We start from the raw sequence: 12429 nt of genomic DNA on the forward strand, positions 1-12429 counted from the left end.
GCGTCTTGCTCGACAATCCAAATAAACATAGAAAGAGGCTAGGAATTTTGTCCCAGCCTCTTTCTTGTTATTCGTAGTCGCCACCGGTAAAGTTAAAGTATTCTTCTAGGCTTTTTCCTGAAGCTGCGACGTCTTTTGCATCTTCTCCAATATAGCGAAGGTGCCAACTTTCAGGCATGTAGCCTGTGCTTGCTTCTTTTCCTTCTTGATAGCGGACGATAAAGCCATACTTGGCAGCATTCTTAAGCAACCATTTGCTTGCGCCTGGTTCTTGGACCAGATTGCCACTAGTATCGATGAGGTCAAACGCTAGACCTGTCTGGTGCTCACTATAGCCAGGACGAGCTGAGTAGCGATCTGCTGCAGCTACTCCGTCTTTATTGACATAGCTTTGGTAGAGATCAACCTGAGTCTCATAACTGCGGAAACCACTGTATTGATCGCTGATAGCATAGCCTTCTGCCTGCATGGCTGCGATCAACTCGTGCAAGGCCGCAACAGCTGTTGGATCCTCACCTGGATTGTAGTCTGCAGCTAGGGGGTAGTGCTTGTTGGCGATGACGATATCTCCAGACTTCCCTTGGACACTGTAATAAGAACCATTGAAGGAAACACCTTTGTCTACTGTGACTTCGCCAGCCTTCTTCGTTGACTTGTCGCTATCATCAGACGAAGTTGCTTCAGAAGCACTGGTTTCTTTGCTGGCTGACGACTGAGCGACTTGCTTACTGGAAGCTGGCTCTTTTGGCGTCGAACTCTTTGACTCCTTCTGTTGCCCACAAGCGCCTAGGCTCAAAAGAACAAGGCCTGCAAGCGTCCATTTTGTCATGCTTAATTTCATCATTAAACTCCTAATTATCAGCTGTGACCGCGATAGCCGTAATCACGTAGGTATCCCCTACTGGTTTTAGAGTATAGGTCTTGTCCTTGCTACTCTGGCTATCTTTTCGGCTGGTCACATAGTGCACAGTATATTCTTCATGGGTTTTCACGATGATCATTCCGTTCTCTTCGGTAACGCTGAGGACGTTGAAAACACCTGGTGTATAGTAGTCGATTTCAGCCTTCTTGACGCCACCACCTGTCGTCCACTCCACCATTTCCTTGTAGGCATCACTTGAAGTGTCATAGTACTTGGAGTAGGTGTTGGATCTACTTGAGACAGATGAGAAGATTTCTGTCCGGTAGTCTTGGAGGAAGGAGGTGATAGCAGTTTTCTTCTCTTCTGCCTTCTTGGCTTCTTCTTCCTTGGCTTTACGAGCTGTTTCTGCATCTTTTAATCGTTTGGCTACATCCTTAGAAAGCTTCAAAGTGATGACTTCATCATCATCCGGAGTTTCACCAATCGTAACCTTGGCCTTTTCAGTTGTATAGCTCTCATTGTTGAGACTAAAGACTGCATGGACCTCGATTTCTTGATGGGCTACGACATCGACTTCAAATAGGGTACTTGTGCCGACTTCCTTGCCATTCACGGCTACCTTGATATCCGTTGGATTGCTGACTTCCTCTGGGAATTCAATTTCCAGAAGTCGTTTCTCAGAATTGAAGGTCAAGTCCAGCTTATTCTTCGAAGCTTGAGCTGGATCTAGCTTGACCTCACTAGAGATCTTTCCAACTTCGGTCTTACCATCTAGTTGCATGTCTCGTGGCGCAAAGTGAACCTTTCCAAGCTTGGTCGTTTGGTTCTTTTTGAGCACAGTCGAGTCTTTTTCGCTGGTCTTAAGCTTGGCATCATCCAGATTCGTAGTTGCTGTGACTTCAAGTGGATAGGTCGCGATGCGGTATTCTTGGAAGATACCGAATTTCTTATCCGCCTTCTCGATTCCAATCAGTAGATTCTGATTTTTGTCCTTGACGATCCCTGTTTTTGAAGACTGGGCGATATGATCTAATTCGTAAATGACATCAATCTTCTGAGCCGTCATGTAGTCAAGCAAGCCTTGAGCTTCTTCTTTGGTCCACTTATCTTTATCATTTGAAAGGATGCTAGCCACTTCCCGGTAATCCTTTTGTTCAATGGCTGTGACCAATTTGTCTACTGTCACCTGTGGGCCCGTAGTTGTCGAGAAGTAATAGCCTAGTCCAGACAAGGCCAAGACCAACAAAGCAAAAATACCAAAGAAGAAAACTTTCTTTTTCTTGCCCTTTTTCTCTTTTTTGACTTTCTTTTCTTTCTTTTTCTTGCCTTTCTTGCAAGCTTCTTCTTGCTCTGGCGCTTCTACTGGCACTAGGGCTTCAACTGGCTGGGACAGACTTTCTGGAGCTTCTGATGGACTCTCCACTGGCGCGAAGACCTGTGTTGTTTGATTGGTCTCATCCAAGTTAATCGTTGGAGCAGGTCCTTCTACGATTTCAAAGTTCTGGCTACGAGCTGATTCAATCTCTTCTGGAAGTGGTGCACGTCCATAGAGGGCGAAGAAACGCTCTTCCCAGGCCTGTTGGAGTGGATTTACAACTGCTTCTACCACTTCCTGCTCTCCTAGCCCTGGCACTTCAGACGCCACTTGGTCGATAGCTACTCCGGCAATTGATTTGATTGCCTTAAAATCAAAGCCGGAATCTCTTCCGGCAATGAATTCTTCAGGAGTAGGTTTGCGACCGATTACTTTTTCAAATAATTCTACCCATTTTTTGTTCATCGGTATGTTCTCCTAAAACCTAAATTATTTTTATCCGATAGTTGTTGAACAAGAAATTATGACCGTTTCCCTATCTGATTAGAAGAAGGAAGCGATATAGAAGGATACTTGTTCTAAAATGCGTCTGTCAATGATGCCAACAATGGTAAAGATGACAAGAATGACTGCTGTAGAAGCAAGGAGCAACAAGAATTTGTCAGCTTTGAATTTTGTTCTGTTCAAACCTTGGTAAACAGTGTAGAGCAAGCCCAAGAAGTAGAGAACAAAGATCAAAGATAGAAGGAAGCTAAAACCTTCAAAGTACTTGACTAGAGAAAGGATCAAGACAATGAGGGATGCAGGCAAGACATAGATAGACAAGCGAGCAAACTCATCAAATGAACGTTTGTAGGTGTATTCTTTATCTTGCAAGACAAGGTTACGAACCAAGAAACCAGTTAACTGAGTGGCGTAAAGTGTAAAGAAAGTTACAATGACAATCAACAAGTAAGCAGTAAATCCTACCTGAGCGTATGGGAAGGCACTCGCCACGAAGAATAGTGAGAGGCTAAGGATAAATGTTGTTAACACATAATGAAGGATACCATTCAAGATTTTTGGTTGATTTTCTACTGTTGGGCGAGCCAAAGCAGAAACGATCCATGACCAGAATCCTTTCATCGCTTGACCAAAAGCGTTTGGTTGAGCAGGTTGTGCATAATAGGCTTGACCTGGTTGAGGTTGACCTGGATAAGGTGCTTGTTGGAATCCTTGACCTGGAGCTTGACCTGGAGCTGGTTGACCAAATCCTGGTTGCGGCTGTTGTTGAGGCGCTTGTTGGAAGCCATTTGGTTGAGCACCAAAGGCTGGCGCTTCTGGCGCAGCATTGAACTGTGGCGCTTCTTGCACTGGTGCTTCTGGGGCAGCAGCAAATTGTGGCGCTTCTTGCACTGGTGCTTCTGGGGCAGCAGCGAATTGTGGTGCTTCTTGCACTGGCGCTTCTGGGGCAGCACTAAATTGTGGCGCCTCTTGAACTGGCGCTTCTGGTGCAGCATTGAACTGTGGTGCTTCTTGTAGTGGCGCTTCTGGGGCAGTAGCGAATTGTGGTACTTCTGGAGCTGGTGCTTCTGGGGCAGCAGCAAATTGTGGTGCCTCTTGCACTGGTGCTTCTGGGGCAGCAGCGAATTGTGGTACTTCTGGAGCTGGTGCTTCTGGGGCAGCAACAAAGCCAGCGTTTGCTTGCTCTGGAGATACTGGAGCCCCTACAAATTGTGAAGCCTCTTGCGCTGCTTGTTCTTCTTGGAACTCACCCGCAGCCAATGCTTGAGCAATCTCAGTTTCAGTTGCTGAACGACCGTTCACAGCTTCAAAGTAATCAAGCCAATCCTGTTTGATCATAAAATAATCTCCTTATAAAACAAAATACAGATATATTATATAAAAATTTCCACTAGAATTCAATGTTCTACCGGAATCCACAAGCTGCGATCTCCCAACTAGTCAAATGCATCCATGCCACCTTGGACGTTGGTCACGTCATAGCCCTCTTCTGCCAAAAATTGGCAGGCACGGGCCGAGCGTCGACCAGACTTGCAGATGACATAATAGGCTTGGTCTTTGTTCAGCTCTGAATAGCGTTCTGCCAACACTGATAAGGGAAGTAAGGTCACTCCATCCAGATGGAGGGCATCATATTCCTCCTGCTCACGGACATCGAGGACTTGGATTTCTCCTGCCTGGTACTTTGCTACAAAGTCATTAAATGGAATTTCTTTCATGATTTCTCCTTTTTGATGCCACTATGGCAAGGTTAGTATTTCATAGTTAAAGTCAATGGATTCTAAAAAGTGGAACAGGTCTTGGGTTTTGATAAAAACCGTCTTTTCATTCGTGTTCGGATGGAAGGTCATGATTTCCTCCGACACAATGGCCTGATCAAAATAGACGAGAATATCTTTTTCTGCATTATTTAACAAGCCAAAGGGAGATACTGTCCCAGCTGGTAACTGCATTTTTTCTGCCAGAGATTCAGCTGAAGCCATACGGATCCGATTGGCTCCCACTTGCTCTTTGAAATCCTCCATATCCAAGGGTTTCTGGTCATCCATGATGAGCAGATAGTACTGGGTTTTCTTCTTGTTGGTCAAAAACATGGACTTGGTCCGGACCCCTTCTAGACCTTCAATATAGGAATCGGCCTGCTCAGTCGTGAAGGCAGGTGGGTGTTCCACCACATCAAATTCAATCCCGAGTTCGTCCAATTTGGCTTTGACTTTTTGATATGCATTCATGGCAATACCTCCTATTGTGGTTATCACTCATTATTCTTTTTGTACTCTCTTAAAATCTGCTGGACTCTAGCCTGGAGAGCTGGCACCACTTCTGCCTCAAACCAGGGATTCTTGGCCATCCAGATCTGGTTGCGGGGCGAAGGGTGGACCAGAGGGAAATAATCTGGCAGATAGTCCTTGTACCGACGCACCCGCTCTGTCACCTTGCCACTGACCTTCTCATGGAGATAGTAAGCTTGGGCGTACTGGCCGATCAAGAGAGTCAAGTCAATATCTGGACACTCCTTGAGGAGTTGAGGGTGCCACTTTTCCGCAAAGCCCTTGCGAGGTGGCAGGTCCCCTGACTTACCATGCCCTGGAAAATAAAAGTCCATGGGAATGACCGCAAATAGACCCGAATGATAGAAGGTTTCTTCATCGACTCCTAACCACTCCCTTAGACGGTCTCCACTCTTGTCCTTCCAATAGAGGCCTGCTTCTTGGGTCTTGAGACCAGGAGCCTGACCAATAATATTGATCCGAGCAGTCTTTGGCGCCGCAAATAGGGGCTCGATCCCTTTATCCGTATAGTCTTTGTTTTGTGGATCGGCCATGATGGCCTCTTTGATCCGCTCCAGTTGCTCCATTTCTCCTCCTCTAAGCAAAAACTCAGCCAGCAAGTGCCGACTGAGTAGCGTCTTATTTGATGAGTTCGTAGATGGCTTCTGCGTAGATTGCAGCTGCACGGTAGAGATCTTCTACATCCGCAAATTCATTGGCTTGGTGCATGGTGTTCACATAGTCTGGGAACATAGCACCGAAAGCAACCCCACGTTTCAATAGACGACCAAAGGTTCCGCCACCGATTACTTGCTCATGACCTTTCAGTCCGGTTTGTTTTTCATAGACACGCAAAAGCGTTGAGACCAATTCATCTTCCATTGGAACATAGTGAGGGGTGTGGCCGTGAGCAGACAAACTAACGGACGCCACTCCTTCTACTTTTTCAAGTCCAGCTTTGATGGTTTCTGGATCTGTTCCTTTAGGGTAACGAATGTTCAAGGCAATAGTGTTATCTGAGCTGTTTTCGTCGAAGTTGAAGACACCCGCATTCATGCTGAGAGCCCCCATCTTTTCATCCACATGGGCAATGCCAAGTTTCTCACCAGCAAAGTCTTCATGAAGAAGAGAAGCTGACACCTGCAAGTAAGCTTTGGCATCTCCACCGAAGTCAAATTGGTTCAAGAAGAGAGCCAAGTAAGTTGCTCCATTGATTCCAGCTTCTGGAGTAGAGCCGTGGGCAGATTTCCCGATAATGGTGACTTTAAATTTACCGTCTTCCTCTGTTGCCACCTCATAACGAAGTTGGTGTTCATTGGCAAAGGCCTCCAAGAGACCAGCTATATCTGGTAATTGGCCAGAAACGACTGCTGTCGCTGATTCTGGTACCATATTTTCACGAAGGCCACCGGTGAAGCTATGAAGATGCGCTTGACCTGTATTTTGACTACCAAAGTGAAGGTACTCAGTGATGTTTCCTTTTTCCCCGTTGATGATTGGGAATTCGGCATCTGGAGAGAAGCCAAAGTCTGGATCAGGAAGACCGACATGTTTGAAATAGTAGTCCATATCGCCCCAGCCAGATTCTTCATCTGTACCGACAACGAAGCGCACGCGCTTAGAAACTGGCAATCCCAGATCCTTGATGATTTTCAAACCGTAGTAACAAGCTACTGTAGGCCCCTTGTCATCTGATGAACCACGCGCATAGAGTTTGCCATCGATAATCTCAGGTTTGTAAGGGTCTGTATTCCAGCCACTACCTGCAGGCACCACATCCATGTGGGCAAAGATCCCGAGCTCTTCTTCCCCTTGTCCAAAGGTGAAGTGTCCAGCATAGTTGTCCACATTGGTTGTTTCGTAGCCATCACGCTCAGCAATTTCCAAGAATTTCTCAAGAGCTTTGACGGGTCCAGGTCCATAAGGGTGAGTCGCATCCGCTTGGCTGTCATCCCGTTCTGAGTTGATTTCCAAGAGGCTGAAAAGGTCAGCCATCATTTCTTCGCGACGTTTTTCTACTTCTGCTTTAAAGTCAATTGTTGTCATGCATTCCTCCGTTATTTCGATTTAAATTGAATCCTCTAGAATCCCTTCAGCGACTGCCAAAGGATTCTAGAAAACCGGACTTGTATCGTACGAGACGAGGACCATCCGGTTCTTTCTGTTGTTATTAGCGTTTTTCGATGATTTCGTCTACTGGCAAGCGGTAGCTAGGTTCTACCTTCTCTGCTGCGTAACCAACCGTGATCAAGAGTTCTGGACGGAAACGCTCTTCGATTTCCAAGACTTCGTTGACTTTTGATTTGTCAAAGCCAAGGATGATGTTTGAGCCGATCCCTTGGTCCGTCAAGGCCAATACCAGGTTCATTGCGACCAATCCAGCATTCAATGCCAAGTAATCGCTAATCTGTTGTTCATTGTAGCGAGCATATTCTGCAGGTAGGTTTTGCATGAAGTATTGCAACTGCTCCTCTGAGAAGTTCTGGACCCCACCGACACGAGCAATCTTCCGAGCCCGACGTTGCAAATCGGTATCCGTAAAGAGAGCGATGGTCACAGGTGCTTCCATGACTTGGTCATAGTTCCCACCATAGGCTAGTTTAGCCAATTCCGCATTTTTCTGACGAACGACCACGAATTTCCATGGTTGGCTATTGTGCGCACTTGGTGCCAAGGTCGCAATTTCAATAGCTGTCCGCACATCCTTTGGATCGACCGGTTGGTCTGTGAAATGCTTGATCGCATGACGTTTTTTGTTGAGTTCTAGGAATTTCATAGTCAACTTCCTTTTCTAATTCTATTACTTCTATTTTAACACAAAATGAAAGAGCTTGCAGAGTTTTTTCATTGAGGACCCTGTTTCCTTTTCAACTAGGCTACCCGCCCTTCTATGGACTCAGATTATTCCGACGCAGGACTTTCTTTTTCAAAGAACTGGCCACTAGATTCTTGGATTTTGTTGATGATATCATCGTAGTGAGAATTTCTTTCTTCCTCATTGGTATTGTTGATTTCTTGATAGTTCAACGGATTTTCAACCTTTGGTTCTGGCTTGCGACTGAGGAAATCAAGAGTCCCCAGAAGAAACAAAATCAGGATCACTAGAGAGGTCCAGCCAGTTTCCTTCTTAGGTAGCCGAACTTCCTTGGTCGAAAGAGATTTCCAACTAGGGTTTTGATGTAAGAGCTCATAGACTCTCTTTTGAGTCGGGAAGAGGGTCAACAATGCATACAAGGTCAGAAAGAGAAATGAGAAACTATGGACAGAAACCCAACTATACCTAATTTTTACCTTAAAGGCCTTATAACCAGCTCCCCCCATATACACTTCTAGGGCGAAGACGGCGATTATCAAAAGACAGAAAATCAGGAATTGGACTTTCCATAGTTTTCTTAATCCTAAATACTCTTTTTTGAGCAATTCTTCTTTGTCCTTGGCTTGGTCTACTTCTATCAGAGCTTGGGTGCTTGGTTTTACTTCACTATTACTTTCAGTTGATCCTACTTTCGCTTCAACTGGTTCTACCTGTCTAGCAAAATAGGCTTCCGCTTCCCTGATGACTTTGCTAAGGTTTTCTTCCGTCAGCAGATAAGGAAAGCCATCGATCACCCAATTGTCTTTCTTTTCTAGTTTATCTGGCTTCATAACATGAAGAGCAAAGTGTCGTCCAACCAAGCTAATTGAAAATCTCGCATCATAATATTCAGATCGAACTGAAAAATCAACGCCATAAACAGTCTGATCCTCGGTCAGTTTTTTCGTTTCCATAAAGGAAACGTCCTTTGTAAACGTCGATCGGATTATCTCTTGTACTTGGGAAACTTTCTCTTCAATGGTAGCAGAATCAAGGGGGAGTGTTAAAGCAGAAATCGTATCAGTGGAAGTATTCCCTTCTAGACTATCTTTAAACCAATCCAAGAAAGAAGTCATATTGGAAACAGTTAGATCAATAGGTTGAGGAAATGGGAAGTCTTGTCTTTCTATCCCAGACATTGCTGGGTCTATCTCTTCAAGGACAAACTGCTGACCCGCTATCTCAAAGCTAAAAAAAGTTGGATAATGAGGCAACAAACAAGTAAAGACAACCCTAAAGGGTTCATTCTTTTCGAAGGGTCTTCTCCAAAAGTCTATTTTTGCTATTCCCTCAAAGGTAGATTCTATCATTCTTTTAAGGAGGAAATACTTTTTTAAGAGATTATCAGGAGTCAGTGCTTCAGAAAACATAAGGCCAGGTTGATCCAGATAAGCTTTGATCTTTCCAAAGCTAGCTCGAAAACGATCTCGATCATACAAAAACTCCATCCCAAATCTTTCAGGCCCCCAGAGGAGTGATACATCGTTACCTTCAACCAACATATTTATTGCTGTCTTATACTCTTCAAGATGAACCTCAAGAATAAAAGTTGGACCATAAGCACTCCGGGCCGTAGTTTCTATGTCTACAATTTCGAAATGCTCACCAAAAACATGTTGAAGGGCTTGTCGGATATCATTTACCACAAGCTCTCTATGCTGATCAACAGTTAATCCCATTTCTTTATTACTTACCCCTTATGCGTTTTTATAGACTGAAGGAAAGCATTAGCCTCCTTTAGATAGTCGTGTTGTTCAATCAAGGAAGTTAGAAGCTCGATGTTATGGCCCCGATAGTTATCCTCGCGTCTCAACTCTTCGTACATCTCAATAAATGGAAGGCCCTTGTCCTTGGCATCTTGGAGCTCTGCTTCATAGTCATACGCCACCTTCCGGAATTGCAGGTTGGTCACCCCATCTTCTTCGACATCGATCAGAGCATACTGAGCTCTGTGGTTTTGAATTGGTTCCCAGTCAAAATAAGGCATGCCAATAGTCCCGGGATTGAGGATCTGCTGGCCCTGACTGCCATAGCGAAGCAACTGCTTGTGAACATGACCGTAGATCGCCATATCCGTATGGTCATCGAGCAATTGGTCAAAGTTCTCCGTCGCATTAGCTGGACGCAAGTCTCCACCGTAATTCTTTTCTAGCAAGTTGTGGGTCAGTGAAAAGCGAATACCATTGACCTCCTTCTTCTCTACCAAAGGAAGGGATCGAAGCCAATCGATCCGTTTAGGATCCAGGCCTTCCATGAGGTACTGAGTAAGTCGGAGAAGCTGGATCTCCTGCGGATCCTCAAGCCCGTACTCGCCATCCAAGGCCTCTAGGATACAATCGTCCCAATTTCCACGAACAGCTGCTGTAATCGGAATCGCATCCAGCAATTCAAAAAGGTCCTCTCTTCCAGGCCCCGGTAGCAAAATATCCCCTAAAAGCCAGTATTCTGTCGCACCTAGAGCACGCGCATCTGCAATCACTGCCTCCAGGGCTGTCGTATCTCCGTGTATATCAGATAAAATAGCGATTCGATGGTTCATTATAAACTCCTTATGATTGGTATTGTTCAGAATTCTCCGCCACTTCCATCAAGGGACTTGCTTCTGCTTGCTGACCTTGATGGAGCTTGGCTTGCACTGCCTCCGCGACTGCTCGTGGGATACCAACCGTGACGATCTCATCCACAGTAGCTTCCTTGATCTTGGTCAGTGACTTGAAGTGCTTCATCAGTAACTGTTTGCGTTTTGGTCCTAAGCCTTCGATGCCGTCCAGCTGGGAGGAGAAGGAATTCTTGGACCGGAGCTGGCGGTGGAAGGTGATGGCGAAACGGTGGACTTCATCCTGGATCCGTTGGAGGAGGAAAAATTCCTGTGAGGTCCGAGAGAGTTCGATGACTTGGAGAGGATCACCGAAAAGCAATTCATGGGTTTGGTGCTTGTCATTCTTTTGCAGGCCTGCGATAGGAATATCCAGCCCCAACTCCTCTTGGATGACTTGCTTAGCAATATTGACCTGGCCCTGCCCCCCATCGATGACGATCAGATCTGGTGGCGTCAGGCCATCCCGCATGACACGACTGTAGCGTCTGCGAATGACCTCCCGCATGCTGGCATAGTCATCTGGACCCACGACAGTCTTAATCTTGTACTTACGATAGTCCTTTTTGCTTGGCTTCCCATTGACAAAGACCACCATGGCTGAGACCGGACTGGTCCCCATGATGTTGGAGTTGTCAAAAGACTCAATGCGCACAGGAGTTGGGATTTGCAAGAGTTTTCCAAGATTTTCAATAGCACCTTGGGTCTTCTCCATGGATTTTTCAAGGAGATTAAACTTCTGCTCCAGACTGACACGTGCATTCTTTATGGCCAGATTGACCAACTGCTTCTTCTCCCCACGCTGGGGCTTGAGGACCTTGGTATCCACTAAGGCCTTGACCGCTTCCTCATCGATATCTTGAGGGATCAGGATTTCATTGGGGATCAGGTGAGATTTCTCCTGGTAAAACTGCCCCACATAGGTCAAGAAATCCTCGTCTGGATCATTGTAGTAAGGGAAGAGATTGACTTCGCGCTCGATCAGCTTGCCCTGACGGACAAAGAAGACCTGCACACACATCCAGCCCTTGTCCGCGTAGTAGCCAAAAACATCCCGATTCTGCAAATCCTTGGCCATGACCCGCTGTTTGGTCCGCAGGGTCCCGATGGCCTGGATCAGATCGCGGTACTCGGCCGCCCGCTCGAATTCCATGTTTTGCGCAGCGGTAGTCATCTTGAGCTTGAGCTCATCGATAATCTTGTCATCCTGCCCCTTGAGGAAATCAGAAACCTCCTGGGCCATGCCCTTGAAATAGGCTTCGTCCTTATGGCAGACTGTATGAGCCATACACTGCCCTAAATGGTAGTAAAAGCAGACCTTGGAAGGCGGATTGGTACACTTGCGGAAAGGGAAAATCCGATCCAAAAGCCGTTTGATCTCATTGGCAGCTCCCACATCCGGATAGGGACCGAAATAGAGGCCACCATCCTTTTTAACCTGGCGCGTGATGATGAGGCGCGGATAGCGCTCATTGGTAATCTTGATGAAGGGATAGGACTTGTCGTCCTTGAGCATGATATTGTACTTGGGCTTGTTCTCCTTGATGAGGTTGATCTCAAGAAGCAAAGCCTCAATATTGGACTCAGTGACGATAAACTCAAAATCTACAATCTCAGATACCAGGGCTTCGGTCTTGGTATCGTGGCTCCCTCTGAAATAGGACCGCACCCGATTGCGAAGGTTTTTGGCCTTCCCCACATAGATGATGGTTCCGTTCTTATCTTTGTGAATGTAACAGCCCGGACTCGTCGGCAAAAGCTCGAGCTTGGATTTAATCAAGTTATTCATACTCTCTATTATAGCAAAAAGAAGGATGTAAAATAATCCTTTCATGAATGGAAACAAACTATTATTTTACATAAGACAGTTAGATGTTTATAAAAAAGTTGAATCTTTTATTCATTTAAGAGGATCAAAAACTTTCCGCTGTGAGAAAAATGCCTGAAACATAATTGTTTCAGGCATCGGAATTATTGAGACCTTAGGCTCAATAATTAGTCATGGAACTTCTTCGAAGTTCGCTGACG

Annotated in this window: 11 protein-coding genes; all 11 read right to left on the reverse strand. The window is 45.7% G+C overall.

The genetic code is table 11. The annotated features are described in order from the left end of the window. Positions 1 to 67: 67 nt before the first annotated feature. The 11 genes from ldcB to uvrC all read right to left on the reverse strand — a co-directional run bounded on the left by ldcB (position 68) and on the right by uvrC (position 12190). The gene (gene ldcB / locus ADH49_RS02510; protein ID WP_048689049.1) at positions 68 to 841 is read right to left on the reverse strand and encodes an LD-carboxypeptidase LdcB/DacB; all 774 of its coding nucleotides are present in this window, start codon (positions 839 to 841) and stop codon (positions 68 to 70) included. 10 nt (positions 842 to 851) lie between these two features. Continuing rightward, positions 852 to 2642 carry a TcaA second domain-containing protein gene (locus tag ADH49_RS10340; protein WP_239665191.1) on the reverse strand — a complete coding sequence of 597 codons (1791 nt, stop codon included), beginning with the start codon at positions 2640 to 2642 and terminating at the stop codon, positions 852 to 854. Positions 2643 to 2720: 78 nt separating this feature from the next. Then, positions 2721 to 4019 (reverse strand): DUF6574 domain-containing protein, encoded by a 1299-nt coding sequence (locus ADH49_RS02520; protein ID WP_048689051.1) that lies wholly within the window; start codon positions 4017 to 4019, stop codon positions 2721 to 2723. Between the two features lie 98 nt (positions 4020 to 4117). Continuing rightward, positions 4118 to 4399, reverse strand: a complete 282-nt coding sequence (locus ADH49_RS02525; RefSeq protein WP_048689056.1) for a rhodanese-like domain-containing protein — start codon at positions 4397 to 4399, stop codon at positions 4118 to 4120. Between the two features lie 21 nt (positions 4400 to 4420). Then, positions 4421 to 4912, reverse strand: a complete 492-nt coding sequence (locus tag ADH49_RS02530) for a prolyl-tRNA synthetase associated domain-containing protein (protein ID WP_048689058.1) — start codon at positions 4910 to 4912, stop codon at positions 4421 to 4423. Between the two features lie 23 nt (positions 4913 to 4935). Beyond that, entirely contained in the window at positions 4936 to 5538 is a 603-nt protein-coding gene (locus tag ADH49_RS02535) for a uracil-DNA glycosylase family protein (RefSeq protein ID WP_048689061.1), read from the reverse strand. Between the two features lie 52 nt (positions 5539 to 5590). Beyond that, complete coding sequence (pepV, locus tag ADH49_RS02540) at positions 5591 to 6997, reverse strand: dipeptidase PepV (RefSeq protein WP_048689065.1); 1407 nt, start codon at positions 6995 to 6997, stop codon at positions 5591 to 5593. Between the two features lie 124 nt (positions 6998 to 7121). Beyond that, the gene (locus tag ADH49_RS02545) at positions 7122 to 7727 is read right to left on the reverse strand and encodes a nitroreductase family protein (protein WP_048689069.1); all 606 of its coding nucleotides are present in this window, start codon (positions 7725 to 7727) and stop codon (positions 7122 to 7124) included. Between the two features lie 125 nt (positions 7728 to 7852). Then, positions 7853 to 9484: a hypothetical protein gene (locus tag ADH49_RS02550; protein WP_048689073.1), complete on the reverse strand. Its 1632-nt coding sequence runs from the start codon at positions 9482 to 9484 to the stop codon at positions 7853 to 7855. Positions 9485 to 9495: 11 nt separating this feature from the next. After that, positions 9496 to 10344, reverse strand: coding sequence for a metallophosphoesterase family protein (locus ADH49_RS02555; RefSeq protein WP_048689076.1), 849 nt, complete (start codon positions 10342 to 10344; stop codon positions 9496 to 9498). A 10-nt stretch (positions 10345 to 10354) separates the two neighbouring features. After that, on the reverse strand, positions 10355 to 12190 hold the full coding sequence (gene uvrC, locus ADH49_RS02560; protein WP_048689078.1) for an excinuclease ABC subunit UvrC: 1836 nt from the start codon (positions 12188 to 12190) through the stop codon (positions 10355 to 10357). Positions 12191 to 12429: the final 239 nt, after the last annotated feature.

Source organism: Streptococcus sp. 400_SSPC, assembly GCF_001072745.1.
GTDB lineage: Bacteria > Bacillota > Bacilli > Lactobacillales > Streptococcaceae > Streptococcus > Streptococcus xiaochunlingii.

Coding starts and splice junctions, on each gene's coding strand:
- ldcB (WP_048689049.1), bottom strand. CDS start 841: ATGAAATTAAGCATGACAAAATGGACGCTTGCAGGCCTTGTTCTTTTG.
- ADH49_RS10340 (WP_239665191.1), bottom strand. CDS start 2,642: ATGAACAAAAAATGGGTAGAATTATTTGAAAAAGTAATCGGTCGCAAA.
- ADH49_RS02520 (WP_048689051.1), bottom strand. CDS start 4,019: ATGATCAAACAGGATTGGCTTGATTACTTTGAAGCTGTGAACGGTCGT.
- ADH49_RS02525 (WP_048689056.1), bottom strand. CDS start 4,399: ATGAAAGAAATTCCATTTAATGACTTTGTAGCAAAGTACCAGGCAGGA.
- ADH49_RS02530 (WP_048689058.1), bottom strand. CDS start 4,912: ATGAATGCATATCAAAAAGTCAAAGCCAAATTGGACGAACTCGGGATT.
- ADH49_RS02535 (WP_048689061.1), bottom strand. CDS start 5,538: ATGGAGCAACTGGAGCGGATCAAAGAGGCCATCATGGCCGATCCACAA.
- pepV (WP_048689065.1), bottom strand. CDS start 6,997: ATGACAACAATTGACTTTAAAGCAGAAGTAGAAAAACGTCGCGAAGAA.
- ADH49_RS02545 (WP_048689069.1), bottom strand. CDS start 7,727: ATGAAATTCCTAGAACTCAACAAAAAACGTCATGCGATCAAGCATTTC.
- ADH49_RS02550 (WP_048689073.1), bottom strand. CDS start 9,484: ATGGGATTAACTGTTGATCAGCATAGAGAGCTTGTGGTAAATGATATC.
- ADH49_RS02555 (WP_048689076.1), bottom strand. CDS start 10,344: ATGAACCATCGAATCGCTATTTTATCTGATATACACGGAGATACGACA.
- uvrC (WP_048689078.1), bottom strand. CDS start 12,190: ATGAATAACTTGATTAAATCCAAGCTCGAGCTTTTGCCGACGAGTCCG.